Source organism: Pseudonocardia sp. WMMC193, from assembly GCF_021728735.1.
GTDB classification, from domain to species: domain Bacteria; phylum Actinomycetota; class Actinomycetes; order Mycobacteriales; family Pseudonocardiaceae; genus Pseudonocardia; species Pseudonocardia oroxyli.
Map to the genome: position 1 here is coordinate 4138718 of NZ_JAKKDO010000003.1, position 26963 is coordinate 4165680.

Genomic DNA, 26963 nt, shown 5'->3' on the forward strand with positions numbered 1-26963 from the left:
GCCGCGCACGAGGGGTCAGACCGTCGGCAGGAACAGCACCGCGTCCGCGTCCGTCAGGGTGGCCGGGTCCAGGGAGAGGTAGCCCGGCTGCGACGGGCGCCGCACCAGCCCGGTCGTGTCGATCTCGCTCGTCGGCACCAGCCGTGGCGTGGGATCGCGCGCGAGCAGGCCCTCCAGGGTGCCGGGCGGCGGTTCGCCGACGCCGTGGTCGGGGGCCGTGCCGACGGCCGTCGCGAACACGACGTAGCGGGCCCCGAAGGAATGGGCGAGGTGGGCTCCGGCGGAGGTCCATCGCAGGTCCAGGCCGTCCCAGTCCACGCGCGCCCGCCCGCGCCGCACATGCTCGTTGTGCGCGAACAGCAGGACCTGGCCCGCCGTGCGCTCGAGGGTGAACACGTTCTCGGCCATCGCCCGGTCCCGGATCCCGAGTCCGGTGACCAGTCGCTCCTGTGCGGACAACCCACCCCCCGAGACGGCGGCGTGATACGCGAGCAGGCCGCCGACGGTGCGGGCGGCGAGCTCCCCGGCCCGGGCCGCTCCGGGATCGACCTCCGGCAGCGCGACCTGCATCCGCCAGACCAGCTCCGCCGCCAGGTCGCGCAGCTCGGCGGGGACGGCGATCGGCCGCGTCCAGAGATCGTCGTCTCCGATCAGGGCGTCGAGGCGTGCCCAGGTCCCGGGCCGTCCCGCGGCCTCGTGCAGCAGCCGCGCGGACCGCCGCGGACTCTCCCCGCCGCGAAACCCCACCGGCACGTCGATCGCCGCGAACCGCACGCCCCGCGACTCCCGGAGCCCGGCGATCAACGCCCGGTTCGCCGCGATCCCCCGGAAGGCCGGACTCAGCCCGCCCACCACCTCGTCGAGGTCACCGGGCCCACCCCGGACGAACTCGTCGATGGCCAACCCCGCCAAGGAGTCCGACTCGATGGCCACCGCCGCGCAGTCCGGCAGCGCCTCCAGGATGGCGTTGCGCAGGGCCGGGAAGGCCTCCGGCCCGTGCATCGGCTCCCCCATCGCGACCACCCGCGCACGCCGCCCGGAGACGAACCGCACCACCTGCTCGACGATCACGATCCGACGCTAGCCGGCCCCACCCGGATCCCGCGACGCCCCGACCGCCGGCGCAAACACACCGCAACACGGTTCGGAGAGCGGACACGAGTACGACGACGGCGTCCCTGCCGAGCACGGTCCGCCCGCGCGGCTCCGGAGAGGCTTGCCGACCCCGAGGAGCCGATCGTGCACTGGGGTTGCAGAAGGTCGACCGATACCGGGCCCCGCATCGGCCTGGTCAGGACGCAGCTGCACCTCGACTTCCGCGCCGACGACATCGATGGGCTCGCAGAGTCGGCCCGCGACTCGGCGCGGCCACACCGGACCATCAACCCGGCGACGGGCGGTGGCGCGTCCTCCTGGACCCGGCAGGCCACCCTTCTGCCTCACCTCCCGACCCCGCGCCGGATGTGCCCCAGGCCCCCGAAGGGCGCGGGGAGGAGCAGGAGAAAGCCACGGTAGGCTCACCGCAGGCCCTCGTAGCTCAGGGGATAGAGCACCGCTCTCCTAAAGCGGGTGTCGCAGGTTCGAATCCTGCCGGGGGCACAAGGTCAGCATGGGTGCGGACGATCTTGTTCTCGGGCGTGGGAGCCAGATGGGAGCGAATCCACTGGGCGCCGGGGGACAGCCCTACTGGGCGAGCACCCGCTCTGACGCACCCACAAGTATGTTCCGCCGAGCGACGGCGACCGGTCCGCGGGCGACACCAGCGTCGGCGCCGCTGGGCGTCGAGCTCGCCTGCGCCGACACCGCCGAGCACTATCCTGTCGCCATGGCGTTCAACCGGATCACCGTAATTCCCGACCTCATGGGCGGGGTGCCGACGATCCGTGGGCTGCGCATCCCCGTCGCGACGGTGGTGTCAATGGTCGCCGACGGGATGACCGTCGACGAGATCTGCACGGACCTGCCCGACCTCACTCCTGAGGACGTCGCGGAGGCCCTTCGCTACGCCGCAGAAGCACTCCGCGAGCGCTCCATTCCGCTGCGCCACCCTGCATGAGGCTGCTGCTCGACAACAACCTGTCGGCGCGACTCGGCGAGATCCTCGTCCGCGAGGGATGGGACGTCGTCCACATCAGTGCGTTGGGGCTGCGCGCTGCCTTGGATCCCGAGGTCCTCCAGACGGCACGCGACGATCACCGCATCCTCGTCAGCGCCGACACCGACTTCGGCGCGCTCCTCGCCGCCTCCCATGCGACCGGGCCGTCCGTCGTGCTTGTGCGGCGGGTCGCAAACAAGCGCGTCGAGGAGATGGCCGACATCCTCGTCGCCAACCTCCCCCTCGTCACCGACGACCTCGACGCCGGCTGCGTCCTCGTCATCGGCGAGGAGACGATGCGCGTGCGTCGGCTACCACTGTGAGTCCACACCCCCTCGACTGATCAGCGTGGGAGCGGTTGATCTGGCCTGCCGGTCGGGAACGCGTCAGGCGGGCAACCACTCCTGCGTCGCGGCGACGAGCGCACGCACCCCGACCGTGAGCGTGGGTTCGATCACCGGGGCGTACAGCGGGGAGTGGTTGGACGGCTGCTGCGCCACCCGGGCGATGAGCTCGGCCTGGGAACCCGCGCCGGCGAAGGCGGCGGGGTCGGCGCCGCCGAGCAGCCAGTACACGCACGGCGCACCGGCGGCGGTGGCCAGCATGCCGACGTCCTCGCTGCCGGTGACCAGGCCGGGATCGAAGACCCGCGCGGCGCCGACGACGGCCTCCAGCGCCGGCCTGGTGCGCTCGACCGCGCTCGGTTCGTTCACCACGGCGGGGAAGCCGTAGGGCGTCGTGATGTCCGGGGGCTGCGGCGCGCCCGAGGCGGCGGCCTCGGCGTTCGCGATCCGGGTGATCGCGTCGAGGGTGCGGCGACGGACCTCGGGCTCGAAGCTGCGCACGCTGATCAGCAGCTCGGCGTCGTCCGGAATGATGTTCTCCTTGGTCCCGGCGCGCAGGGCACCCACGGTCACGATGGCGGTGTCGGTGCCGGAGATCTCCCGCGAGGTGATCGTCTGCAGGCGCATCACCGTCGCGGCGGCCATGACGACGGGGTCGACCGTCGTCTCGGGTCGGGACCCGTGGCCCCCGCGGCCGTGCAGCACGACGCGGACGGCGTCCGCCGCGGCGAACGCCGGTCCGGAGCGGATCGCCAGGCACCCGGCGGGCAGGGGCGCGACGTGCTGGCCGAGCACCACCACCGGCACCGGGAACCGGTCGAACAGGCCGTCGTCGATCATGGCCTGGGCGCCCTGCCCGATCTCCTCGGCGGGCTGGAACACCGCCAGCACGGTGCCCCGCCACGCCGCCCGGTCCGTGGCGAGCTCCTGGAGCGCACCGAGCAGGCAGGTCACGTGCATGTCGTGCCCGCACGAGTGGGCCACCGGGACGTCGTTCCCGTCCGGGTCGGTCCCGCGCGCCGTGCTGGCGTAGGGCAGACCGGTCGCCTCGAGCATCGGCAGGCCGTCCATGTCCGCGCGCAGCAGGGCGGTGGGGCCGTCTCCGTTGCGCAGGACACCGACGACCCCGGTCCTCCCCACCCCCTCCGAGACCTCGGCGCCGAGGGCGCGCAGCCGGGCGGCCACGACGGCGGCGGTGCGGGTCTCGGCGAACGACAGCTCGGGATGAGTGTGCAGATCGCGGTAGAGATCCACGAGCGCCTGCGGCGCCTTCTCGGTCACGGCGCGAGAGTAGAGGAGCACCGACGATCACGGTGGCTCCTGGGAAGTCGGTCCACGGCGGCGCTCCAGGATGGTCGGGTGGGGGTTTGCGAGTGCGCTGTCTCGGCCTCGGGCGGGATCAGGCTCCGACGATCCGCGCCTTCTGTGCGGCGAACTCCTCCTCGGCCAGGATCCCGGCCGCGCGGAGCTCGCCGAGGCGGGTCAGCCGGTCGAGCATCTCGTCGACGGACTGGGGGGCGGGCGGCTGGGCGGCCGAGGCCGCCCCGACGTCCGCCGCCCGCCGGGCGTGGAGCTCCGCCCGATCCCGTGCCGCCGCCTCCTGGCCCGCCGCGACCGTGCCCGAGACCGCGGTGGCCGTTCCGGCGATCACCGCCGTGCGGGCCATCGTGCCGAGCAGGCCGGGTCCGCGCCTGCCGCGTCCGAGCCGCCTCACGACGTCACCCCGTCCAGAGCGGCCAGCACGGTGTCCCGCGGGATGCGGTCGTGGGTGAACAGCTCGCCGCCCGCCGCGACGACGGCCTGCGCCAACTCGGCGGCCCACCGGCTCTCCCACACCACGACCAGGGCGGTGCTGCCGGGCGCGAGCTCGGCCGCGATCACCGGCAGGTCGACCTCCCCGACCAGGTCGAGGACGTCGCCGTCGAGAACGTCGAGGGCGGACCGGAGCGGCTCCGGGGCTTCGTCGTACTCACTGACCCGGACCTCGCCCGAGTCGCTGTGGGACACGATCACCAGGTCCAGGATCCGCACGGCCCCCGCCTCGACGAGCCGCGCCATCGCCGGCACGACGGCGGGGTCGACGGTGTCACCGGGGAAGGCGAGCGCCACCCATTCGACAGGTCCGACGGTCATCTCCCGAGTCCTTCCAGTACCTCGACGACGAGCCGGGTCCCCCCGCTCGTCGCGATCATCACGGCGATCGCGGTCAGCAGGATCCCCGCGATCCGCTCCAGGAACGCCTGGGTGGCCGGCCTCGCCCGGCGTTGCACGTGGGCCGAGGCGTAGAGGGTCGCCCCGGTCACCGCCGCGTAGCAGACTCCCGCGATCGAGAGCCCGACGACGTCGAGCACGGAGGTGGCGTCGGCGCGGGCCGCGACGAAGAACGCGAAGGTGGTGCCGCCGACGGTCAAGGGGAACGTGACCGGTACGAAGGCGTACTTCCGCCACGTGTCCGGCGTGGTGGCCACCGCGACGCCCCCGCCGTCGGCGGGGTGTGCGGTGGGTTCGGGTTCCTCCTCGGGGGGAGGGGAGATCCCCCGCATCAGCGGGATTCCCTCGTACAGCAGTGCGATCCCACCCACCACGGTGAGCGCGGCCGTGCTGATGCCCAGGAGCTCGAGCAGGGGCTCGCCGACCCACAACGCGGCCAGCCCGAAGATCGTGACGTTGAGGAAGAGGGCGACGGCGAGCCGGAACTGGTCGCGCCCGGTCAGCTTCGAGACGATCGGGAAGTACGAGGAGAGTGCCGCCAGCGGGCTGTAGAGCGCGAACAGCGCGAGGAACAGCACCCACGGCTCGCCCGCGAGGTTCACCTAGAACTCCACGGCGTCACGGACGATCGGGCAGGTCATGCAGTGCCCGCCGCCGCGTCCGCGCCCGAGCTCCGCCCCGACGATCTCGATCACCTCGACACCCGCCTTGCGCAGCAGCGCGTTGGTCGTGGTGTTGCGGTCGTAGGCGAACACCACGCCGGGCGAGGCCGCGACCAGGTTGTTCGCGCTGTCCCACTGCTGGCGCTCGCCCGCGTACTCGTCCCCGCCCGTGCCGATCACCCGCAGCTCGGAGAGGTTCAGCGCGTCCGCGACGGTCTCGGTGAACGACCGCTTCTCCTCGGTCACCTCGACCGGCTCCTTGTCGCCGGGCCGCAGCGAGAAGGTGTGGATGCCGTCGACGATGTCGAGGTAGGCCGTCGCGATGTCCCGGTCGGCGAAGGTGAACACGGTGTCCAGGTGCATCGCCGCCCGCAGCTTCGGCATCCCCGCCACGATCACCCGGTTCGCCGCGCCCGCCTCGAACAACGCCGCAGCCAGCTGGGTGATGCCCTGCCGGGAGGTGCGCTCGCTCATCCCGATCGCGACGGCGCCGTTGCCGATGGGCATCACGTCCCCGCCCTCGATGGTGGCCAGGCCCCACTCCTGCTCGGGATCGCCCCACCACACCGACGAGCCGACGAAGTCCGGGTGGAAGGTGTAGAGCGCCTTCATCAGCAGGGTCTCGTCGTGCCGGGCGGGCCAGTACAGCGGGTTGAGGGTGAGGCCGCCGTAGAGCCAGCAGGTGGTGTCGCGGGTGTAGAGCGTGTTGGGCAGCGGCGGCATCAGGTACTCGGTGACGCCGGTCGACTCCCGGGCCAGCGCCAGGTAGCCGGGCCGGAAGTCCGCGGGCAGATCGCGGGTCGACAGCCCGCCGATCAGGAACTCGGCCAGCGCGCGCGAGTCGAGCTCGTCGAGGAAGGCACGGGTCTCGGCGACCAGGCCCAGGCCGACCTCGTTCGCGACGATCTTGCGGTCCAGCAGCCAGGTCCGCGCCTCGGGGATGTCCATGGTCTCGGCCAGCAGGTTGTGCAGCTCCACCACCTCGACGCCCTGGGCGCGCATCTTGGCCATGAAGTCGAAGTGGTCGCGCCGGGCGTTCTGCACCCACAGGACGTCGTCGAAGAGCAGGTCGTCGCAGTTGGACGGCGTGAGCCGCTCGTGGGCCCGCCCCGGGGCACAGACGAGGACCTTGCGGAGGGCGCCCACCTCGGAGTGGACTCCGTAGCCGGCAGAGGGGAGGGCTGTGCTCACAGGGGTGCTCCTCGGACAGGGGGTGGGCGCGCCGATCGTGGAAGGTCCGGTGGAGTCCGGGGCTCACCCGTAGCGGGGGAGGACTCGCGGCGGTAACGCCGCTTCCCGACATACCGACCAACCAGCGGCTCAAGAAGCGGGCCGCGGAGGCACTGATGCTCGACGGAAAAGCACGGATCGTGTCGGCGAAGCTGGCCGTCCCCCGGTTGTCCCCGCTCCACGTCCACCGGCCACGGCTCGTCGCGGCGCTGGACGGAGACGACGCCCCGGTCGTCCTGGTCAGTGCACCCGCCGGACACGGCAAGACGACGGTGCTGGCGGAGTTCGCCGCCGCCCATCGCGGCGAGGTCGCCTGGCTGTCCCTCGACGGCGCGGACGACGAGTCCCGGCTCTGGTCCGGCGTGCTCGCAGCCCTGTCCTCGGTGGTCGGGCCGGACAACCCGCTGCAGTCGCTCGTCGTGCCCGGGTCGCCGACCGCGAACGCGTCCTTCGTCGCCGCCGTCGACTCGGCGCTGCGCGTCCTCCCACGCCCGGTGACCCTCGTCCTCGACGACGTGCACGAGCCACCCCCCGGCTCCCGTGTGGTCGTGGAACACCTGGTCAGACGGCTGCCGCCCACGGTCCGGCTCATCATGCTCAGCCGACGGGACCCTCGGTTGCACCTCGGACGGCTGCGGCTCGACGGGCGGCTGCACGAGCTACGGGCCATCGACCTGGCGATGGACCCGGGCGAGGCCGCGGCGCTCCTCGACAAGCTCGGCGTGCGGCTCACCGCGTCGCAGCTCGAGGTCCTCGTGCAGCAGACCGGGGGCTGGCCCGCGGGCGTCCGGCTCGCCGCCCGGTCCCTCGCCGAGGCGGACGACGCCGACGCCTACCTCGCCGACCTGGCGGGCAACGACCGCGCCATCGCGGACTACCTCGTCACCGAGGTCCTGGAGCGGCTGCCCCCGTCCACCGTGGAGGTGCTCCACGCGGTCAGCATCGGCGACCAGCTGCCGTCCTCGCTGGTCGCCGCCCTGTCCGGAAGCGCGGAAGGGGTCGCCGAGCTCGATGCCCTCGAACACGGTTCCGGCCTGGTCACCGCCTACGGACCGGGCAGGGCGCAGTACCGGGTGCATCCGCTGCTGCGCTCCCACATGCAGGCGAGCCTGCGCCGCACCCGCCCGCAGCGGGTCACGGAGCTGCACCAGCGGGCCGCGGGCTGGTACCTCGACCACGGGCTTCCCGAGGAGGCGGTCCGCCATCTCCGCGCCGCCCGGGACGTGCCCGCCTTGGCGGCGCTGTTGCGCGAGACCGGCGTCGAGCTCGTCGAGGGCGGGCACGGGGCCGCGGTGCTCGCCGCGATGGAGGCCGTCCCCGACCGCGACGCCACGCTGCTGGCGGTGCTCGCCCTCGCCCATCTCACCCGCGGCGAGCTGGACGCGGCCCGGCACGCGATCGACCGGGCCGGTGCACTGATCGCGGGCTCCACCGACGACGACCCCGCCGCCGTCCTGGCCCTCGCCCGAACCCGCCTCGCCTTGACCGAGGACCGGCTGTTCCATGGTGGGCATGCGGAGTCCGTCGGCTTCGCCGGACTGCGCGGCACCTGGTCGGACCGGTTGCTCGCCGCCGAGTCCGCCATCGCGGCGGGTCGGGCCGACGAGGCCGAGCGCCTGATCCGCCCGGTGCTCGACGACGGGCGGGTCGACGACTTCGGGAGGGCCAGGGCCACTGCGGTGCTCGCTGCGGCGACCGGCCTGCGCGGTGGGTTCGACGAGATGGCGGACCTCGCGCGGTCGGCGGCGGCCCTCGGTACGAGCACAGGACGATGGGAGGACACCGACGGAGCCGCCCTCGCCGCCGTGCTCAGTGCCTACGCCGCGCTGATGCGCTGCCTGCCGGAGGAGACCCTGGACGGGCTCCTCCGAGCGGACCTGTTCGTGGCTCGGTTGGGTCCCGCCCTCGTCCTGACGCCGTTCATCGACGCCCTGCGCGCCGCCGCCCGCTTCGACCTCGGCCGCCGGGAGCCCGCCGCCGACCTGATGCACCGCGCGCGCACCACCACGGTCGTGGAACGGGCCCGGACCGAGCAGTTGGCGCTGGTGGCGATGCTCGCGCACCGGATGGCCGTGCAGCTCGGTCGCCGCGACGAGGCGCAGTCGGTGGTCTCGTGGTCGGCCGCCCGGCTCGAGGGCACCGCCGAGCTCGCCGTCATGCGTGCCGCCGGTCCGGCCGGGATCAGCCGCTTCGATGCGGCGGAGCGACTGCTCCGCCCGGTCCTGGACGATTCCGTCCCCGCCGAGCTGTCCTGGACCCCGGCCGAGGCCCGGCTGCTGGACTGCGCGATCGCGCTGGCCACCGGGCGGCGGGCCCGGGCCGAGCGGGCACTGACCGCCGCGCTGCGCACGGCCGACGAGGTCGGCGTCCTGCGGCCGCTCGTCACCGTGCCCACCGCCGTCGCCGACCTCATGCGAGCGCGCCTGGGCGTACTCGGCGACCTGGACGAGCTCGCCGCGGAGGCGTTGGCGGAACGTGAGCGCCGCGGGGCGGACGCGCTCCCGGCGCTGACCGCGCGCGAACACGCGGTCCTGCTCCACCTGCCCTCCCTGCGCCCGCTCGCCGAGATCGCTCGAGAACTCGGGATCTCCCCGAACACGGTGAAGACCCACGTCAAGGCGCTGTACACCAAGCTCGGAGCGGCGTCGCGCCGGGACGCCGTCGACGCGGCGGCCCGGCTGGGCCTGCTTCGCGAGATCTCCCCCGCCGGGGGTGACGGTCCCCCGCGCCCGTGACGGCCATCGTCCGCGGGTGAACCGACGACCGCAGGGCCGCGACAGGCGTCGCGCTACCGATGTGACCGGGTGGGTCATTGGACTCGCCCTGGTCGCGTTCCTCGCGACGGGCTGCGCGGTGCAGACCGGCGAGTTCCTCAAGACCCGGGACAGCAACTACGGGCAGGTCGGCGACCTGCAGCTCCTCCACGTCCACCTGGCGACACCGCCGCGCGAGGGCTGGCAGCCCGGCGCACGGGTCCCGCTGCACCTGACGCTGGTGAACCGCGGGGCCGACCGCGTCACCGTCACCGGGGTGTCCAGCACCGGCGCCGCCGCCGTCTCGCTCGTCGGCGCGGACGGGGCCCAGGACCGGGTCGCGATCGCCCTGGACCCGGGCGAGACCCGCTCGATGCAGGAACAGGACGCCTCCCGGTTCGAGGTCGACGGTCTGGCCGCCCGGCTGACCGCGGGGACCACCCTGCCGGTGGCGTTCCGGCTCGACACGGGCGAGGAGATCGTCCTCGCCGTCCCGGCCCAGGTCTCCAGCGACCCGGTGGTCCGGTCCCGGTGAGCGGGGACACGGGTGCTGAGCAGCGCAGCTCGACCGCGACCCTGGCGCTGCCCGCCCTGACCGCGATGGTCGTCGGGTCCATGGTGGGGGCCGGGGTGTTCTCCCTGCCCCGCAACTTCGCCCAGACCACCGGCGGCCTCGGCGCGCTCCTCGCCTGGGCGATCGCCGGCGCCGGGATGCTCATGCTGGCGTTCGTCTTCCAGAACCTCGCGCTGCGCAGGCCCGAGCTCGACGCCGGCGTCTACGCCTACGCCAAGGCCGGGTTCGGCGACTACCCCGGCTTCCTGTCCGCGTTCGGTTACTGGGCCAGCGCCTGCGTGGGCAACGTGACCTACTGGGTGCTGATCAAGTCGACCCTCGGCGCGGTGTTCCCCGCGCTGGGCGAGGGAGACACCCTCCTCGCCGTCGCGATCTCCTCGGTCGGGCTCTGGGCGTTCGCGCTGCTGATCCTGCGCGGGGTCCGCGAGGCCACCGGCATCAACACGATCGTCACGATCGCCAAGATCGTCCCGCTGGTCACCTTCGTCGTCATCCTCGTGTTCGCCCTGAAGGCCGACGTGTTCGCGGCCAACTTCGCGGGCGGCCAGGGCTACAGCGAGGGGCTGGGCTCCCAGATCCTCTCGACGATGCTGGTCACCGTGTTCGTCTTCCTCGGCGTCGAGGGCGCCAGCGTCTACTCGCGCTACGCGAAGCGCCGCGAGGACGTCGGCCGGGCCACGGTCGTCGGCTTCCTGTCGGTGCTGGCCCTGTTCGCGTCCGTGTCGCTGTTGTCCTACGGCGTGCTCCCCCGCGGCGAGCTGGCCGGGCTGCGGCAACCGTCCGTCGCCGGGGTCTTGGAGTCCGTGGTCGGGCCCTGGGGCGCGGCGTTCATCAGCATCGGAGTGGTCGTCTCGGTGCTGGGCGCCTATCTGGCCTGGACGCTCATGGCGGGCGAGGTCCTCTTCGCCGCCGCCCGCAACTCCGACATGCCCCGCTTCCTCGCCCGCGTCAACGCGAAGGACGTGCCCGCCCCGGCACTGCTGCTGACCAGCGGGCTCAGCCAGGTCGTGCTGCTGCTCACCCTCTTCTCCGACGACGCGTTCACCTTCACCCTCAAGCTCTGCACCTCGCTCTCGCTGATCCCCTACCTGCTCGCCGCCGCCTACGCCGTCCGCATCGGCGGACCCGTGCGGCAGGTCGTCGTCGCGGTGCTCGCCACCGTGTACACGGTGTTCCTCGTGGTCGCCGCGGGTCCCGAGTACTGCTGATGTCCTGCATCGTCTACGCCCCCGGGACCCTGCTCTACGTCCGCGCCCGTCGCGAGCAGGGCCTCCGGGCGTTCACCCCCGTCGAGTGGGGGCTGGCCGCGCTGGTCACGCTCGGGGCCATCGCCGGGATCGTCGGACTGGCGACAGGCTGGATCATCATCTAGATGAGCCTCCGCGAGCGGGTCGCCGCGCTGCCCGCCACCGTCCGGGTGCGTCGGGCCGGGCGGCGCTACCTCGCCCAGCGCGGCAACCACCTCGCCTCCGCGGTCGCCTTCGCGACGGTGATCGCGGCGGCCCCCCTGCTCATGGTGCTGTTCTCGGCAGCGGGCTTCCTGTTCCACGCCCGGCCGGACCTCCTGGCCGAGCTGGAGTACCAGCTGGTCGGCGCGTTCCCGGCCGCGGTCGCCGAGGTCGTCCGGCCGGTGGTGGAGTCCGCGGTGGCCAGCCGAGCGCCGGTCGCCTCGATCGGCACGGTCGCCGCCCTCTGGGCCGGAACGGCGTGGATCGCCGTCGTCCGCGAGGCGATCGCGGCGATGTGGGAGCTGCCGATCCGCCCGCCCGCGTCCCCGCGGCGGCTGCTGCGAGATCTCGGGTCGCTGCTGATGCTGCTGGTGGCGCTGCCGCTGTCCGTCGCGGCCACGGTGACCGTCGCGGGCGGGCTCGACCGCTTCGTGCCCGGAGCCCTCGCGACGGCGGTGGGGGTCCTGCTCGGCATCACGATCTCGTGGGCGGTCCTCACCGGGCTGCTCGGCAGGCTCCCCGGGCGGATGCTGCCGCTGCGGCGGGTCGCCCCCGTCGCCGCCGTCGGGGCGGTGGTCCTCGAGGTGATCACCGTGCTCACCACCGTGGTGGTCGGGGCGACGTCCGGTGCGGTGGGGGTGTTCAGCTCCGTGCTGGCCGTGTTGGCCTTCCTGTTCGCCGGGGCCCGGGTGCTGCTCTCGCTGGCGGCCTGGCTGGCGACTTCTCCTCCGCCCGGGGTGAGGTCTCCGGCAGCCGACCCCACGGAGCATGACGACCCCACCGAGCCCGGTGAACCGATCGCCGCGCCGACCACGGAGCCCCGATGACCCTGCCCCGCGCGACCAGCGTGCTCCTGACCCTGGCCGCCGCCGTGGTGATCGCCGCAGGCACCGCCGCGGCGTCCTGGCTGATCGGGCCGGTCTTCCTGGCCCTCGTCCTGGTGATCATGGTGCATCCCCTCCACGGACGCCTGCTCCGGGCAGGTGCGCCACGATGGCTCGCCGTCGCCCTGCTCGTCGTCGCGATCTACCTGGTCCTCCTGGTCCTGTCGGCGGTGATCGTCTACTCGCTGGCCCGGCTGGCGACCGTCCTCCCCGGGTACGCCGCCGAGTTCGGCGCGGTCGTCGACTCCGGGCTGGCCCTCCTCGGCCGGTTCGGGATCGGGGTGGAGCAGCTGCGTGCGCTCGCCGCCGGGATCGACGCAGGCCGGCTCGTCGGGCTGGCCACCGGGTTGCTCGCGGGCCTCACCGGGCTCGCCGGGAACCTGGTGTTCCTGCTGTCGCTGTTGCTCTTCCTCGGCATCGAGGCCTCGGGGGCGGGGCCGCGGATGCAGGCGGTGGCGGCGAGCAGGCCGCACGTCGCGGTGGCACTGCGCGAGTTCGCCGTCGGCACCCGCCGGTTCCTGGTGGTCACCACGATCGTCGGGCTGGTGACCGGCCTCGTCGACGCGGTGATCCTGAGCCTGCTCGGGGTGCCGCTGGCGCTGCTCTGGGGCGTGCTGGTGTTCATCACCAACTACATCCCCTACATCGGGTTCTGGATCGGGCTGGTGCCCCCGGTGCTGCTCGCGCTGCTCACCGGGGGATGGAGCAGCGCCCTCGTCGTGGTGGCCGTGTTCCTGGTGGTCAACTTCGTGCTCACCTCGGTCGTCCAACCCAAGTTCGTCGGGGACGCCGTCGGTCTCTCGGTGTCGGTGACCCTCGTCGGGCTGGTCTTCTGGGGCTGGCTGCTCGGCCCCCTCGGCGCCGTCCTCGCCGTGCCCTTGACCCTGCTCGTCAAGGTGCTGCTCGTCGACGCCGACCCCCGGGCGCAGTGGCTCGACGCCCTCCTCGCGAGCAAGGTCCCCGAACCGGCCCCCGAACCGGCCCCCGAGCCGGTCCCCGACACACCCGCCGAGCCGCCCGCGGCTCCGGACCCGCGGGCCCTCGGAACGGAGGAACGATGACGTCGCACCGCTACGAGCTCCGCATCGCCGGGCATCTCGCCCCGGGCACCCGAGAGGCCTTCGAAGGCCTGACTGTCGCCGACGCCCCGCCGGAGACCATCGTCCGCGGCACCCTTGTCGACGACGCCCACCTGCACGGGCTGCTCGCCCTCATCCAGGACCTCGGTCTGGAGGTCGTCGCGGTGCAGCGGGTCGAGGACTGAACTCTCACCCGCCGTGCGGGAGGCCCGCGGTCGGCCCGCGCGGAGACGCTGACGCCTCCGCAACCCGACCAGGAGGACCCATGTCCACGCTCACCGTCTGGCGCTTCCCGACCTCGACCGGCGCCGACGACGCCGTCACGACCCTCTCCGGGCTCGCCCAGAAGCAGCTGATCACCGTGCACGACGCCGCCACCGTGTCCTGGAAGGACGGCGCCAAGAAGCCCAAGACCCGCCAGCTCCACGACCTCGCGGGGGCGGGCGCGCTCGGCGGCATGTTCTGGGGCATGCTCTTCGGCCTGATCTTCCTGATGCCCCTGCTCGGCGCGGCGATCGGCGCCGCCGCGGGAGCGCTGACCGGCAAGCTCTCCGACTACGGGATCGACGACGAGTTCATCAAGAAGACGCGCGAACAGGTCACCCCCGGCACCTCGGCCCTGTTCGTGCTCAGCTCCGGCGCGGTGCAGGACCGGATCGCCGAGGCCTTCGAGGGCGTCCCCGCCGAGCTGCTGTTCACCAACCTCAGCACCGAGCAGGAGCAGCAGCTGCGCGAGGTCTTCGCCGACTGACGACCGGTGTACCACGGGTTCACGCTGCCCACACAGCGCGGCTCAGCGGTGTAACGTCACCCCGTCGGGAGCATTCCGCGCCTGGGCGTCGGAGCCCGGGTCGTTGTCGATGAGCGGCTGTGCCGGGCCCTGCGTCCCGGGGATCCGGAGCATCGACATGACGTCGACGACCACCGCCGTGCGTCCCTCCGTTGTGGACGCCGGGCTCGACGACCGGCCGGAACCGCCGCGGGTGAGGCTGCGCGGCGGACCTGCGACCGGGAGGATCGATGGGGCGTGGTGGCCTCGGACCTGCGTGCTGGCGTCGGAGCTCCCGTCTCTGATGGGCCCCCTCGCCCAGGTGCTCGGCACCCTGACCCGGGTCGGTTTCCACCCTGCGGACTGGAGCGAGGCCGACCGGCTGCGGTCCGCGGCCGGTCCGGTCGCGATGAGCGCGTCGGCCGGCCGGCACACGGTGCGGGTTCAGGGTTCGCACGGCGGCCGAACCCTGCTGATCCTGCCCCCTCGGACCGGGGAGATGAGGGCGGCGGACATACTCGCGGCCGTCCTCGTCCACGGACACCGCTTGGGAACGTCCGAGCTGTTACACCCGTTCGGGCAGGCGCTGACCCGGACTCCGGCATACACGGCCGTGCCGGCTGCTCGTTGCGAGACGACCCCGCTGCAGAGGCAGCCCTGACGGCAGCTCGGCGACGACGTCGACCCCGGTGGGGCGGCGCCAGGTGCAGCACCTCGGGTCGTCGGGGCACAGACGGCCCCGGGTGCTGAGAGGGGTCGCGGCCGGTGAGCTCGGCACACCGGCCGCGATCGTCGGGACCCGTTCGAGCGGCCCGGCGGTCTGCCGCCCGGAGGGCACCCCGGCAGTAGAGGAGCACTCGGCGGGCCGCTCGGACCCGTGACCCCGACTTCGCCCTCAGCGCGCAGGCCTCCCGCCGGTCTCGTCCACGGGGGTCAGCAGCCGCCGCACGAGCCCCCGCGCCGCCATCAGCACGACGATGAGCGAGGACACCGCCAGGAATCCGCCCAGGTCCGCCCGGTCACCGAAGACCAGGTCGACGAGCTCGAGCACCGCGAACTTGCTGCCGAACAGGACCAGCCACAGCAGCAGCCCGGCACCGATCCGGCCGGGCAGGGTCTCGGCCGCCCGGAAGCGGTCGACCGCGCGGCCCTTGAACAGGAGGACGACCTCGAGCACGACCTTGAGCAGCACCGCGGTCAGCAGCGAGACGGTGAAGGTCTCGGTGACCACGCCGGGCAGGTACTCGACGAAGAGGTTGAGCACGACGACGTAGACGAACACGTCGACGAGGGCGGCGGCTCTGGCCTGCTGGTCCACTGTCTCGCTCCCGAGGGGTCGGCTGCGGGGCCCTTCCCCGCGACGCCCTCTGCCGAGAGGGTGCGCTCAGTCTGCCGCGAGAAAGGGCTGCAGGAGGATGTCCGCGACCTCCGCCGCGATCTCCTCCAGGGTCAGCGGGCCGTCAGCCCGGTACCAGGAGTGCAGGTTGCCCAGCGCGCCCAGCGCCAGGAGCACGGCGATGGTCGCCCGTCGGCGGGGCACGGCGTGCCGCTCGGCAACCTCCTGGGCGAGGGACCGGAAGACCTGGCCGTGCTCGCGGCGCAGCTCGGCGAGCCGGGAGGCGATCGCCGGCACCGGCACCGACATGAGGAAGAGCGGGGCGAGTGCGGGGAAGTCCCGGAACTCGATGATCGCCTGTTCCGCGAACAGCAGCCGCAGCCGCTCCTCCGCGGGCAGATCGCGCGCCGTGATGGCCCGGAGCCGGTCGAGGACCTCGGCCTGCGCGTTCTCGACGGTCCGGAGGAAGAGCTCCTCCTTGGAGGAGTAGTAGTGGTACAGACTGGGCCCGCGCAGATCCAGCCGGGCGCCGATCTCGTCGAATCCCGCGCCCTCGTAGCCGCGCTCGGCGAAGACTTCGGCGGCCGTGTGCTCGACGAGCCTGCGGCGCGCGGCTCGCTTGCGAGCGACTCGGTTCTCCGAAGCGTCGGGAGGGCCTGGTCGCACCGACCCAGTGTGGCAACCCGCGGCGGAACCCGCGTGCCCGGGGCCACCGGCGGTGGGCAGACCTGCGGCGCAGGGCGATCGGACGCACCGTCGCCCCCGCCGCAGGTCTGCCCGTCCGGTAGCGCCGCCCGTCAGCCGCTGAGCGGCTGCGACCCGGTCGGCTGGGCCTGCGCCCATCCCGAGGCGAGGGTCAGACAGACCCCGACCACGCAGGTCATGGCGGTCGCCCGCCAGAAGCCCCGCCTTCGCCCTCTACTCGTTCTCTCCGACATGTGCCCCTCCGGTGGTGTCGACTCCGTTGTCTTCTCGCGACCGGTCGTTCAGGCGGGCGCGAACCGACCCGAAACACGCCACTCTTTGGAGGAAATGGGACGACCCGGGCTCCGTGCGCTCAGAGCGAGCGGACGAAATCCAGGACAGCGGTGTTGAACTGCTCCGGCTGCTCCCAGAACGGGGAGTGCCCGCTCTCGTCGAACAGGGCGAGCGACGTCTGCGGGATGAGCTCCGTGAGCGCCTCCCAGACCGGGGTGGGGTAGATCTGGCTGCGCCGTCCGTGCGCGAGCAGCACCGGGACGTCGATCTTCGGGAGCAGCGGCCGCCAGTCCTGGCTGGTGACCGACACCCACATGGCGAGCGCGGTCAGGTCGGGGACGGTGGTCGACTCGTCCGACCACCACGCCAGCGTCTCGGGATCGGGGGTCGAGCCCGCGGCGAACATGGCGGGCACCAGCGTGGCCATGAGCCCGACGCGGTCCGAGATCATCTGATACTGGACGTCCAGCGAGGCGCGCGCGTCGAGGTTGCCGAACACACCGTGCTGCCAGGTCTCGTCGGAGAACAGGTACGGCGTCATGTCGATGTCGATGACACCCGCCAGCCGCTCCGTGCCGAAGCGATGGAGGTAGTTGTAGACCATCGCCATGCCCAGCGACCAGCCGGCGAGGACGACATCGCGCAGATCGAGCTCGGCGAACACCTTCTCGAGGTCCTCGGCCACCTGCTCCAACGTCAGATGGACCAGTTCCTTTCCGGAACGGCCGTGCCCGCGGGCGTCGACGGTGATCACCCGGTAGCTCTCGGACAGCGCCGCGACGTTCTTCTGAAAGAACCGGCCGTTCATCGTCCACCCGTGCACGAGCACGAGGGGCTGACCGCTGCCGGTCGACTCGTAGTGCAGCAGGACACCGTCATTGGCCGGGACGAAGGGCATCGTTCACTCCTTTGTGAGGATGGGTCCCGCCGGTCGGCCGGGGGGTGGGGAAGGTCGGGGTCATGGAGGCGGATCGCCTCGCCCGGCGCGGCTCAGCACCTGGCGGGCCATCGTGACGTGGACGGCGTCCACCATGCGGCCGTCCACCACGGCCACACCGGTCGCGGCCGCCGCCAGCACCTCCTCGGCCGCCGTGACCTCCTCGGCCGTGGGGGCGAACAGCGCGGCGGCGAGCTCCGCCTGGCGCGGGTGGACGCAGATCTTGCCCTGGTAGCCGAGGTCCCGACCGAGCGCGGCGCTGCGCCGGAAGGCCTCGTCGTCCCGCACGTCGACCACGGCCTCGTCGATCGACGGGACTCCGGCCAGCCGCGCCGCCAGGACCACGGCGCTGCGCGCGTACAGCGCCTCCGTGCCCGCGGCCGTGCGCCTGCCGCCGAGGTCGGCGACGTAGTCCTCGGCGCCGAAGTAGACGGCGTCCGGGCCCGCGGCGAGCAGCGGGCGGGCGTCCGCGACACCGAGGCCGCTCTCGATCCCGACCAGGACGCGGGCGCCCGACGGCAGCGCCGCCCGCACCGCCTCGAGGTCCTCGACCCGCTCGTACTTGGGCAGCACGATCCCGTCGACCCGCCCGGCCGCGCACGCCTCGAGATCGGCCGCGAACCACTCCGTGCCCGGCGGGTTGACCCGCACGAGCACGAGGTCGGCCCCCGGCCGCTCGGCGGCGAGCGCCGCGAGGACGGTCGCCCGCGCCGCGTCCTTCGCGGCGGGGGCGACGGCGTCCTCGAGGTCCGCGACGACCGCGTCGGGGTGCACCCGCCCGACCTTCGCGAGCAGGTCCGGCCGGTCCGCGGGCACGAAGAGCAGGCTGCGGACCCTCACGCCGGGACCGCTTCCTCGATCCGGGCCACCGGGGCGTCCTGCGCGACCGACTCGCCCACCGACACGGCGAGGTCGACGACGACGCCCGCGACACCCGCCCGCACCGGGTTCTCCATCTTCATCGCCTCGACGACGGCCACGACGGCGCCCGCCGCGACCTCGTCGCCCTCCTCGACCAACACCCGGACGACGGTGCCCTGCATCGGGCTGACCAGCACGTTCCCGGCCGCGCCCGCGGCACCCGCCTCGCCGGTGCCCGCGAGCGCGGCCCGGGAGGACTCGGCGGCGGGCCCGGTGGCCTGCGGCAGCCCCGGCAGCGAGACGGGCAACAGCCTGCGTCCGATCCGCACCCGCCCGGCGACGGCGCTCGGGTCGACCGGCGTGGCCGGGGGCGTGTACTCCTCCTCGAGCCAGCGGGTGTGGACGGTGAGCGCATCGCCTGCGAACTCGGGGCGTTCCAGCAGGTCGCGGTGTAGGGCGAGCACCGTGTGCACGCCCTCCACCTCGGTCTCGGCGAGCGCGCGCCGGGCCCGGGCCAGGGCCTGCGCCCGGTCCCGACCCCGGACGACGATCTTGGCGATCATCGAGTCGAACCCGGCCCCGATGACCGACCCCTCGTCGACGCCGCACTCCACCCGCACGCCCGGCCCGCCGGGCAGCCGCAGCCGGGTGATGGTGCCGGGCGACGGGACGTAGCCGCGGCTCGGATCCTCGGCGTTGATCCGGAACTCCAGGGCGTGGCCGCGCATCGGCAGCACCCCGGACTCGTCGAGCTTCTCCCCCGCGGCCACCCGCAGCTGCTCGACGACGATGTCCACGCCCGTGACCTCCTCGGACACCGGGTGCTCGACCTGCACCCGGGTGTTGACCTCGAGGAAGGACACCGTGCCGTCCGCGCCGACGAGGAACTCGACGGTGCCGGCGCCCACGTAGTCCGCGGCCCGGCAGATCGCGGCGGCGGCCTCGTGCAGGGACTCCCGCACGTCGTCGTCGAGGAACGGCGCCGGGGCCTCCTCCACCAGTTTCTGGTGGCGGCGCTGCAGCGAACAGTCCCGGGTGCCGAGGACCGCGACGGTCCCGTGGGCGTCCGCCAGGACCTGCACCTCGACGTGGCGCGCGCGGGGCAGGAACCGCTCGACGAAGCAGTCCCCCGCGCCGAAGGCCTGGCGGGCCTCGCGGACCGCGGACTCGTAGAGGTCCGGGATCTCCTCGCGGGTCCATGCGACCTTCAGCCCGCGGCCGCCGCCGCCGTGCGCGGCCTTGATCGCGACCGGCAGACCGTGCTCGTCGGCGAAGGCCGCCACCTCGGCGGGCCCGGTGGCCGGGCGCGTGCTGCCCGCGGCCATCGGGGCTCCGACCTCGCGCGCCACGGCGCGGGCGGACACCTTGTCCCCCAACGCCCGCATCGCCGCCGGGCTCGGCCCGACCCAGGTCAGCCCGGCGGCGATCACCTGCTCGGCGAAGTCCGCGTTCTCGGACAGGAAGCCGTAGCCGGGGTGCACCGCGTCGGCGCCCGCGGCCCGGGCGGCGGCGACCACCGCCGCGGCGTTCAGGTAGGTCTCGGCGGCGGTGGAGCCGGGGAGCCGGACCGCCGCGTCGGCGATCCGGGTGTGCGGGGCACCGTCGTCCGGGTCGGCGTAGCAGGCCACCGACCGCAGGCCCAGGTCACGGCAGGCCCGGACGACCCGGACCGCGATCTCCCCGCGGTTGGCGACGAACACGCTGCGCATGCCGCTCACACCGGGCTCACGTGGTGGTGGCGGCGGCCGGGGGTCCGCTCCCAGCCCGCGGCGTCGGCCAGCCTGCGGACCAGCTCGGCACGCAGGTCCTCGGGCTCGACGACGGCGTCGACGACGAGGTCGCTGCCCATCCGCAGCAGGTTCATCTCGGCCTCCTGTTCGGCCACCCGCCTGGCGAGGAACTCCGCGCGCTCGGCGGGGTCCTCGATGCCAGCGATCCGGTTGGCGTACATGGCGTTCACCGACGCCTCGGGGGACATCGTGCCGATCGTGGCGGTCGGCAGGGCGATCGTGGCGCGCGGCTCGAAACCCGGGGCGCACATGGCGTAGTAGCCGGCGGCGTAGGCCTTGCGCAGCACCACGGTGAACCGCGGCACCTCGGCCGAGGCCATCGCCGTGACCATCTTCGCGCCGTGCCGGATGATCCCCTGCCGCTCCACCGCCACGCCGACCATGAAGCCGGGGACGTCCTGGAGGAACACGATCGGGATGTTGAAGGCGTCGCAGAGGGTGATGAAGCGGGCCGCCTTGTCCGCGGAGTCGACGAAGATCGCGCCGCTGCGCACGGAGGGCTGGTTGGCCACGAGCCCGACGACCTCGCCCTCGATCCGCCCGAAGCCGGTGACCATCTCGGTGGCCCACCGCGACTTGATCTCGAAGAAGGAGTCCGCGTCGACGATCCGCTCGATCACGTCGAGCACGTCGTAGGCGGTGTTGGGGTCGGTGGGCACCAGGTCCGCGGGCCAGTCCCGCGGCCCGGGCGGGCACGCCTCGGCGCGGGCGGGCTTCTCGCGGAACGAGTCCGGCAGGTAGCTCACCAGCAGCCGGGCGGCGGCGATCGCCTCGCCGTCGGTCTCGAACACCTCGTCACCGCAACCGGAGACGCCGGCGTGCATGGCCGCGCCGCCCATCTCCTCCAGCGTGGTGACCTCACCGGTGACCTTCTCCGCGATCCGCGGGGAGGCCAGGTACATCGAGGCATTGCCGCGCACCATGCCGACCCAGTCGGTGAAGGCGGGCATGTAGGCCCCACCCGCGGCGGACGGCCCGAGCAGACAGCAGATCTGCGGCACCCGTCCGGACAGCCGGACCTGCAGGTGGAAGATCCGCGAGGCGCCGCGGCGGCCGGGGAAGAAGCCCATCTGGTCGTTGAGCCGCCCGCCCGCGGAGTCCACCAGGTAGACCACCGGCAACAGGTCGCGGTCGGCGCGCTCGAGGATGCGGATCTGCTTCTCGCAGCCCAGCTCGCCCCAGCTGCCCGCCTTGACGGTGTAGTCGTGGGCGATCACCGCGACCTTGCGTCCGTCGATCCGCCCGACGCCGGTGAGCACACCGTCCGCGGGGAGGCCGTCGCTGCCCGCGTTGGCGAGCAGGCCGTCCTCCACCCAGCTGCCCGGGTCGAGCAGCACCGCCAACCGGTCCCGCACGGGGAGCTTGGCGGGCCAGCGCGACGGGTCCATGCCCGCGTGGGCTGCGGTCTGGGCGGCGCGGACCTTCGCCGCGTCGCCCGGACTTCCGACGAGTTCGGCGGTCATGCCTTGTCCTCCGTGCCGTTCGAGTCGCCGTTCGAGTCGCCGTTCGGGTCGCGGTGCATCAGCCCCGTGCGTCGCATCCGGCACACCAGCTCGTCCCGCTGGTTGTGGGCGCGGTGCTCCAGCACCACGAGCCCGGCCCCCGGGCGGGACCGGGACGCACGGGCCTCGATCACCTCGGACTCGACCCGGATCGTGTCGCCGACGAACACCGGCGCGGGGAACCTCACGTCGTCGAGCCCCAGCTGGGCGACGATCGTGCCCAGGGTCAGCTCGGGCACCGAGATCCCGACGACCAGCGCGGCCGTGAACATGCTGTTCACCAGGGGCCTGCCGAACTCGGACCCGGCGGCGTACTCCGCGTCGAGGTGCGGCGCCGCGGGGTTCATCGACATCGTCGTGAACAGCAGGTTGTCGGTCTCGGTCACGGTGCGCCGGATCGCGTGGTCCACCACCAGCCCCGCGGTCAGCTCCTCGAACCAGAGCCCGGTCACCACCCGGCCCGTCCGGTCCCGCCGCTGCGCCAGACGCGTCATCGGCTCTCCTCCTTCGTCGTTCCGAAGCGCGGCTCGCGCTTCTCCCGGAAGGCCGCCAGGCCTTCCCGGACGTCCGCGTGGCCCGCGATGTACTGCACGGCCACGTCCAGCTCGTGGTCCAGCGCCGCGCGGTGCGTGCGCTCCCGCCCCGCCGCCTCGAGCTCCTTCATCGTGCGCAGCGCGGTGGGGCTGTGCCGCACCAGCCGCGCGACGATCCCCTCCACCGTGGCGTCGAGCTCCGCGGGCGGGACGCTCCAGCCGACCAGTCCCCAGGCCGCCGCGGTGTCGCCGTCGATGATCTCGCCCGTGTAGAGCAGCCTGCGGGCGAGTGCGGCGGGCAGCGCTCGCGGCAGCCGGACCGAGCCCCCGGCACCGGGCAGCAGGCCGTACTCCATGTGCCGGTCGCCGAGGCGCGCGCTGCTGCTGACGACGGCCAGGTCGCAGGCCAGCATCAGCTCGCAGCCACCGGCGAGGCCGTAGCCGTCGACCACGCAGAGCGAGACGAACGGGGCCGCCTCCAGCGCGTCGAGTGCCGCGCCGATCGAGGCGATGTACGCCCGCACGTCCGCCGGGTCGTCCAGCAGGCCGAGCAGGTGCGGCAGGTCCGCCCCCGCGGACAGCGCCGGTCCGCGCCCGCGGACCACCGCGGCCGGGGCACCGGCCGCGGAGACCTCGTCGATCGCCGCGCGCAGCCCGGCCAGCAGGTCCGGGCTCAACGCGTTGAGCGCCCGTTCCCGGGTCAGGGTGATCTCGGCGGCGCCGTCGGGGCGCACCACCACCTCCACCGGGCTCATCGGTCCCTCCGGACCGTGATCCCGGCCTTCTCGCGATCCCACAACTGCTCCCTCCGCTCGACGGCGGCCGTCTTGAGCTTGAACTTCTCGACCTTGAGGCTCGGGGTCTTGGGCAGCTCGTCCACGAACTCCCAGTAGCGGGGCACCATGTAGTACGCCATCTGGTCGACCGCGAACTCGACGAGCTCCGCGTAGCCCGGATCGGTCCCCTCGGCCCGCACGACGTAGACCATGACGTCGTCCTCGGACAGCTCCGAGGGCACCGGCACGGCGGCCACCTCGTGCACCGCGGGATGGCGGCAGAGGATCGTCTCCAGCTCGTAGGCCGAGATGTTCTCGCCGCGCCGCCGGATGGCCTCCTTCTTGCGGTCGGCGAAGAACAGGTAGCCGTCCTCGTCGAGGTGGCCGCGGTCGCCGGTGAGGAACCACAGGTCGCGGATGGACCCCAGCGTGGCCTCGGGCATGTCGTGGTAGCCGAGCATCATCATCCCGCGCCCGTTGGGCCGCACGCAGATCTCCCCGACCTCGCCCGGGCCCAGCGGGAGGCCGTCGTCGTCGGCGATCCGGACGTCGACGTCCGGGCGCACGCGCCCGGCGGACGCCGCCTTGGCCCGGTCGTCGCGCGGGCCCAGCACGGTCACCGCGCAGTTCTCGGTCATGGCGAACACCGAGGTCACGGTGATCCCGAAGCGCTCGCGGAAGCCGTCGACGAGCTGCGGGCTCGTGGGCACGACCATCGCGGTGCGCACCGAGTGCGCCCGGTCCTCCGCCGACGGCGGGAGCTGCCAGATGATGTTGGCCATGGCCCCGAGCGCGTTGAACGCGGTGGCGCCGGACTCGCGGATCTGGGTCCAGAAGGCCCGCGCCGAGAACCGCTCGTAGAGCGCCACCGACGCGTCCGCCCACAGTGCCGCGTGCACGGTGTACCAGATCGCGTTGCCGTGGAAGAGCGGCAAGCAGGTGTAGAGGACGTCGTCGGAGCGGTACTCGCAGTGGCGCGCCATCTGCTCGCCGACGGCGTGGCCCTGCGAGTGCGGGCAGACCACGCCCTTCGACGGCCCGGTCGTCCCGGAGGTGTACATGATCAGCGCGGGGTCCGCGGGGCCGACCTCGTAGGACAGCTCGAGCGGGGCGTCCGACGCGGCGGCCACGTCCGCGAGGGAGTGCCGCGGCACGGACACCTCACCGCCCTCGCCGCGCACCACCACGCCACGCAGGTCCAGCCCGACCATCGCGGTGCCGAGGGTGTCGAGGTACTCCGCGTCCGCGCACACCCACTCCGCCCCTGACTGGCGCAGGTAGTACGCGAGCTGCTCGCCCTTCGCCGCGGTGTTGAGCGGCACGGCGACCGCGCCGATCCGCCCGAGCCCCCAGCAGGCCCAGAGGAACTCCGGGCAGTTGGGCAGCATGACCGCGACCGTGGTGCCCTTGGTGATCCCGAGCTCGGCGAACCCGCGCGCGTACGCCGTGGTCAGCCGGTCGACCTCGGCGTAGGTGGTGGTCCGGCCCGCCCAGTGCAGGAACGGCCGGTCCCCGACCCGGCGGGCCTTCTCCGCGAGCACCCGGCCGATCGTGCGCTCCGTGTAGGGGTGGACGTGCATCACGTGGTCAGCCCTCCGTTGACCGAGACGACCTGGCCGGTGGTGGGGGCGGAGTCCGGACCCAGCAGGTGGACCACCGTCGCGGCGACGTCCGCCGCCCGGACCGGCCCGAACGGCATCCGGGCCGCCGCCTTCTCGAACAGCCTGCGGCTGAAGTCGCTCGCGCCCATCACGCGGTCGTAGCTCTCGGTGTCCTCGGTGAGGCTCACACCGACGGCGTGCACCCGGACCCGCTGCCGGGCGACCTCGCGGGCCAGCGTGCGCACGAACATCAGGTTCGCCGCCGCGAACGCCCCGATCACGGCCTCGCCGACGGTCGGCGCCCGGCCCGCGTCGGAGGTCACGACCACGATCCGTCCGCCCTCGGTGCGCCCCGGCCCGGCCGAGAGCGACGGCAGCAGACGGTGGCAGAGCCGGGCGTTGGTCAGGAACATCGCCTCGGCCAGGTAGGCGAAGCGGTCCGGGTCGGAGGCGGTGAAGATGCCGGGCACCTGGTCGCCGCCGTGGCTGAGCACGAGCCCGTCGAGCGGACGGTCCGCGAGCGCGTCCGCCAGCGCGGTGATCCCCTCCGGGCGCAGGAGGTCGGCCACCACACCGGAGGCGGCGGGCCCCAGCTCGGCGACGGTCTCCTCGACCCGCTCCCCGGTCCGGCCGACGACGACCACCTCGGCACCGTCCGCGGCCAGCAGCCGGGCCGTGGCCCGTCCGATGCCGGACGTCGAGCCGGTCACCACGTGGAGCGGCCGGTCAGCCATCGTCCGCCTCCCCGGGACGGTTCGCCACCAGCGCCAGCAGCTCGGCCACGCAGAGCTCGCGGCCCTCCTCGTCGACCACCGCGAACCGGTAGGTCACCACGCCGTGGCCGTCCGCGCGCGGACGCACCGCGAGCACCTCGGTCTCGACGTGCACCGTGTCGCCGATCCGGGTCGGGTTCACGAAGCGCAGCCGGTCCACGCCGTAGAAGGCGCGCATGGCGGGCGGCCAGAACTCCACCAGCCCGAGCGCCACCGACAGGACCAGCGCCCCGTGCGCGATGCGCCCGCCGAAGCGGGGATCGGCCTCGGCGTAGGGCACCACCGTGTGCATCGGGTGCCAGTCCCCGCTGAACATCGAGAACTGCACCAGGTCGGTCTCGGTGATGGTGCGCCGCCGCGACGTCGACGTGTCGCCGACCGCGATGTCGTCGAGATAGGTCGTGATCACGACCCGGACACCTCCTTCTCCTCCACTTCGCCGTCCAGGTCCGCGCTGCCGCGGGCCAGCGTCGCCCGGCTGACGCCGAGGACACAGGCGAACGACACGAGCGAGACCAGGCAGACGTAGACGGCCACGGACAGCACCGTGCCGGTGCTCTGGACCAGGGCGGCCGCGACGAGCGGCGCGCAGGCGCCACCCAGCAGCACGCCGATCTGGAAGCTGGTCGACGCGGCGCTGAAGCGCACCCGGGCGTCGAACATCTCCACGATGAACGTGGCCTGCGGGCCGTAGCTCACGCTGAAGAACACCGCGCCGAGCACGTAGGCGCCGATGACCAGCCCGGGGTTCCCGCTCTGCACCGCCAGGATGGTCGGGTAGATCCACACCGCCATCGCGCCCAGGCCCACGAGGATCATCCGGCGCCTGCCGAAGCGCTCGCTCATCGCACCGAAGTACGGCAGCGCGGCGGCCGCGACCACTCCCGACAGCATGATCGCGGCGAGCAGCTCGCCGCGGCTCATCGTCTTCGCCGAGCTCACGTAGCTCAGCGAGTAGGTGTTCACGATGTAGAAGTAGGCGCCCGTGCTGATCATCGAGCCGATGGCGAGCAGCATCTGGACGGGGTAGGTGCGCACGGCGGTCAGCAGCGGCACCCGCGCGCGCTCCTTGCGCACCTGCACCTTGGCGAAGACCGGCGTCTCCTCGAGCTGGATCCGGATCACCAGGCCGACGGCCACCAGCACGATGCTGATCAGGAACGGGATCCGCCATCCCCAGCTGAGGAACTGCTCCTCCGGGAGCATCGTCACCAGCAGGAACGCACCGGTCGACAACACGAGACCCGCGGGCACGCCGACCTGCGGCAGGCTGCCGTAGAAGCCCCGCTTGCGCGGCGAGGCGTACTCGACCGCGGTCAGCACCGCACCGCCCCACTCGCCGCCGACCCCGAGCCCCTGCACCACACGCAGCAGCACCAGCAGGATCGGCGCCCACACGCCGATCTGGGCGTAGGTGGGCAGCAGCCCCATCAGGAACGTCGCGACACCCATCATGGTGAGCGACAGGACCAGCACCTTCTTGCGCCCGATCCGGTCGCCGAAGTGGCCGAACACGATCCCGCCGATCGGCCGCGCCCCGAACCCGATCGCGAACGTCGAGAAGGCGAGCAGGGTGCCGGCCAGCGGGTCGGCCGAGGGGAAGAACAGCGGCGCGAGCACCAGGGCGGCCGCCGCGCCGTAGAGCTGGAAGTCGTACCACTCGATGGTCGTGCCGATCAGGACCGAGAAGGCCACCCGCCGCATCGGCGGCCTGCGGGGCCCGCCCACTCCCGGCGCGGTGCTCGTCTCGTCCGGTCTCGTCTCACTCGCCATGTCTGCGTTCTCCTCGTCCCGACCCGATGACGTCTCTGTCCTCAAGGGCCCGAG

At 73.1% G+C, this 26963-nt stretch carries 29 protein-coding genes and 1 tRNA gene; 12 read left to right on the forward strand and 18 right to left on the reverse strand.

All coding sequences use genetic code 11. The features are described 5' to 3' along the window. Positions 1-15: 15 nt before the first annotated feature. Positions 16-1071 (reverse strand): erythromycin esterase family protein, encoded by a 1056-nt coding sequence (locus L3X23_RS21425; protein WP_237193992.1) that lies wholly within the window; start codon positions 1069-1071, stop codon positions 16-18. A gap of 455 nt (positions 1072-1526) precedes the next feature. Between L3X23_RS21425 and L3X23_RS21430 the strand changes: the two genes are divergently transcribed. From L3X23_RS21430 to L3X23_RS21440, 3 genes are all read left to right on the forward strand, one after another. Continuing rightward, a tRNA-Arg gene (locus L3X23_RS21430) sits at positions 1527-1599 on the forward strand. Between the two features lie 226 nt (positions 1600-1825). Next, the gene (locus L3X23_RS21435) at positions 1826-2056 is read left to right on the forward strand and encodes a DUF433 domain-containing protein (RefSeq protein ID WP_237193994.1); all 231 of its coding nucleotides are present in this window, start codon (positions 1826-1828) and stop codon (positions 2054-2056) included. Beyond that, the gene (locus L3X23_RS21440; RefSeq protein WP_237193997.1) at positions 2053-2418 is read left to right on the forward strand and encodes a DUF5615 family PIN-like protein; all 366 of its coding nucleotides are present in this window, start codon (positions 2053-2055) and stop codon (positions 2416-2418) included. The genes L3X23_RS21435 and L3X23_RS21440 overlap by 4 nt, the downstream gene beginning before the upstream one ends. Positions 2419-2481: 63 nt before the next feature. Here L3X23_RS21440 and L3X23_RS21445 read toward each other — a convergent pair whose 3' ends face one another. The 5 genes from L3X23_RS21445 to L3X23_RS21465 form a co-directional block, all read right to left on the reverse strand. Next, positions 2482-3720 (reverse strand): amidohydrolase, encoded by a 1239-nt coding sequence (locus L3X23_RS21445; RefSeq protein ID WP_237193999.1) that lies wholly within the window; start codon positions 3718-3720, stop codon positions 2482-2484. 118 nt (positions 3721-3838) lie between these two features. Further along, positions 3839-4153 (reverse strand): SHOCT domain-containing protein, encoded by a 315-nt coding sequence (locus L3X23_RS21450; protein WP_237194001.1) that lies wholly within the window; start codon positions 4151-4153, stop codon positions 3839-3841. Further along, complete coding sequence (locus L3X23_RS21455) at positions 4150-4572, reverse strand: DUF6325 family protein (protein ID WP_237194003.1); 423 nt, start codon at positions 4570-4572, stop codon at positions 4150-4152. Before L3X23_RS21455 ends, L3X23_RS21450 begins: the two co-directional genes overlap by 4 nt. Next, positions 4569-5252 carry a MarC family protein gene (locus L3X23_RS21460; protein ID WP_237194005.1) on the reverse strand — a complete coding sequence of 228 codons (684 nt, stop codon included), beginning with the start codon at positions 5250-5252 and terminating at the stop codon, positions 4569-4571. The genes L3X23_RS21455 and L3X23_RS21460 overlap by 4 nt, the downstream gene beginning before the upstream one ends. Continuing rightward, positions 5253-6503 (reverse strand): arginine deiminase, encoded by a 1251-nt coding sequence (locus L3X23_RS21465; protein WP_237194007.1) that lies wholly within the window; start codon positions 6501-6503, stop codon positions 5253-5255. A gap of 155 nt (positions 6504-6658) precedes the next feature. Here L3X23_RS21465 and L3X23_RS21470 point away from each other — a divergent pair, with 155 nt between their 5' ends. The 9 genes from L3X23_RS21470 to L3X23_RS36665 all read left to right on the forward strand — a co-directional run bounded on the left by L3X23_RS21470 (position 6659) and on the right by L3X23_RS36665 (position 14710). Continuing rightward, positions 6659-9277, forward strand: a complete 2619-nt coding sequence (locus L3X23_RS21470; RefSeq protein ID WP_237194009.1) for a LuxR C-terminal-related transcriptional regulator — start codon at positions 6659-6661, stop codon at positions 9275-9277. Positions 9278-9338: 61 nt separating this feature from the next. Next, positions 9339-9830 carry a hypothetical protein gene (locus L3X23_RS21475; RefSeq protein WP_237194011.1) on the forward strand — a complete coding sequence of 164 codons (492 nt, stop codon included), beginning with the start codon at positions 9339-9341 and terminating at the stop codon, positions 9828-9830. Then, entirely contained in the window at positions 9827-11077 is a 1251-nt protein-coding gene (locus tag L3X23_RS21480; RefSeq protein ID WP_237194013.1) for a basic amino acid/polyamine antiporter, read from the forward strand. Before L3X23_RS21475 ends, L3X23_RS21480 begins: the two co-directional genes overlap by 4 nt. Beyond that, positions 11077-11241 carry a hypothetical protein gene (locus L3X23_RS21485; RefSeq protein ID WP_237194015.1) on the forward strand — a complete coding sequence of 55 codons (165 nt, stop codon included), beginning with the start codon at positions 11077-11079 and terminating at the stop codon, positions 11239-11241. The genes L3X23_RS21480 and L3X23_RS21485 overlap by 1 nt, the downstream gene beginning before the upstream one ends. Then, complete coding sequence (locus tag L3X23_RS21490) at positions 11242-12144, forward strand: YhjD/YihY/BrkB family envelope integrity protein (protein ID WP_237194017.1); 903 nt, start codon at positions 11242-11244, stop codon at positions 12142-12144. After that, complete coding sequence (locus L3X23_RS21495; RefSeq protein ID WP_237194018.1) at positions 12141-13262, forward strand: AI-2E family transporter; 1122 nt, start codon at positions 12141-12143, stop codon at positions 13260-13262. The genes L3X23_RS21490 and L3X23_RS21495 overlap by 4 nt, the downstream gene beginning before the upstream one ends. Continuing rightward, complete coding sequence (locus tag L3X23_RS21500; RefSeq protein WP_237194020.1) at positions 13259-13465, forward strand: hypothetical protein; 207 nt, start codon at positions 13259-13261, stop codon at positions 13463-13465. Before L3X23_RS21495 ends, L3X23_RS21500 begins: the two co-directional genes overlap by 4 nt. An 80-nt stretch (positions 13466-13545) precedes the next feature. After that, positions 13546-14031: a DUF1269 domain-containing protein gene (locus L3X23_RS21505; RefSeq protein ID WP_237194022.1), complete on the forward strand. Its 486-nt coding sequence runs from the start codon at positions 13546-13548 to the stop codon at positions 14029-14031. Positions 14032-14188: 157 nt separating this feature from the next. Beyond that, positions 14189-14710, forward strand: coding sequence for a DUF5994 family protein (locus L3X23_RS36665; protein WP_374204887.1), 522 nt, complete (start codon positions 14189-14191; stop codon positions 14708-14710). Positions 14711-14944: 234 nt separating this feature from the next. On the opposite strand, the gene L3X23_RS21510 is transcribed toward L3X23_RS36665, so the two are convergent. The 12 genes from L3X23_RS21510 to L3X23_RS21565 all read right to left on the reverse strand — a co-directional run bounded on the left by L3X23_RS21510 (position 14945) and on the right by L3X23_RS21565 (position 26909). Then, on the reverse strand, positions 14945-15367 hold the full coding sequence (locus L3X23_RS21510) for a hypothetical protein (RefSeq protein WP_237194025.1): 423 nt from the start codon (positions 15365-15367) through the stop codon (positions 14945-14947). 66 nt (positions 15368-15433) lie between these two features. After that, positions 15434-16051: a TetR/AcrR family transcriptional regulator gene (locus tag L3X23_RS21515; RefSeq protein ID WP_237194027.1), complete on the reverse strand. Its 618-nt coding sequence runs from the start codon at positions 16049-16051 to the stop codon at positions 15434-15436. Positions 16052-16442: 391 nt separating this feature from the next. After that, on the reverse strand, positions 16443-17261 hold the full coding sequence (locus L3X23_RS21520; protein ID WP_237194029.1) for an alpha/beta fold hydrolase: 819 nt from the start codon (positions 17259-17261) through the stop codon (positions 16443-16445). A gap of 60 nt (positions 17262-17321) precedes the next feature. After that, a complete protein-coding gene (locus tag L3X23_RS21525) occupies positions 17322-18140 on the reverse strand; it encodes a CoA ester lyase (RefSeq protein ID WP_237194031.1) in 819 nt (272 codons plus the stop codon). Further along, positions 18137-19870 (reverse strand): acetyl/propionyl/methylcrotonyl-CoA carboxylase subunit alpha, encoded by a 1734-nt coding sequence (locus L3X23_RS21530; RefSeq protein WP_237194033.1) that lies wholly within the window; start codon positions 19868-19870, stop codon positions 18137-18139. The genes L3X23_RS21525 and L3X23_RS21530 overlap by 4 nt, the downstream gene beginning before the upstream one ends. A gap of 5 nt (positions 19871-19875) precedes the next feature. Further along, positions 19876-21414 (reverse strand): acyl-CoA carboxylase subunit beta, encoded by a 1539-nt coding sequence (locus L3X23_RS21535; RefSeq protein ID WP_237194035.1) that lies wholly within the window; start codon positions 21412-21414, stop codon positions 19876-19878. Beyond that, entirely contained in the window at positions 21411-21947 is a 537-nt protein-coding gene (locus L3X23_RS21540) for a MaoC family dehydratase (RefSeq protein ID WP_237194036.1), read from the reverse strand. The genes L3X23_RS21535 and L3X23_RS21540 overlap by 4 nt, the downstream gene beginning before the upstream one ends. Continuing rightward, entirely contained in the window at positions 21944-22741 is a 798-nt protein-coding gene (locus L3X23_RS21545; RefSeq protein ID WP_237194037.1) for an enoyl-CoA hydratase/isomerase family protein, read from the reverse strand. Before L3X23_RS21545 ends, L3X23_RS21540 begins: the two co-directional genes overlap by 4 nt. Continuing rightward, positions 22738-24342: an AMP-binding protein gene (locus tag L3X23_RS21550; protein WP_237194038.1), complete on the reverse strand. Its 1605-nt coding sequence runs from the start codon at positions 24340-24342 to the stop codon at positions 22738-22740. The genes L3X23_RS21545 and L3X23_RS21550 overlap by 4 nt, the downstream gene beginning before the upstream one ends. Continuing rightward, on the reverse strand, positions 24342-25097 hold the full coding sequence (locus tag L3X23_RS21555) for an SDR family NAD(P)-dependent oxidoreductase (protein ID WP_237194039.1): 756 nt from the start codon (positions 25095-25097) through the stop codon (positions 24342-24344). Before L3X23_RS21555 ends, L3X23_RS21550 begins: the two co-directional genes overlap by 1 nt. Continuing rightward, on the reverse strand, positions 25090-25545 hold the full coding sequence (locus tag L3X23_RS21560) for a MaoC/PaaZ C-terminal domain-containing protein (RefSeq protein WP_237194040.1): 456 nt from the start codon (positions 25543-25545) through the stop codon (positions 25090-25092). The genes L3X23_RS21555 and L3X23_RS21560 overlap by 8 nt, the downstream gene beginning before the upstream one ends. Further along, positions 25542-26909, reverse strand: a complete 1368-nt coding sequence (locus tag L3X23_RS21565; RefSeq protein ID WP_237194041.1) for an MFS transporter — start codon at positions 26907-26909, stop codon at positions 25542-25544. Before L3X23_RS21565 ends, L3X23_RS21560 begins: the two co-directional genes overlap by 4 nt. Between the last annotated feature and the right edge of the window lie 54 nt (positions 26910-26963).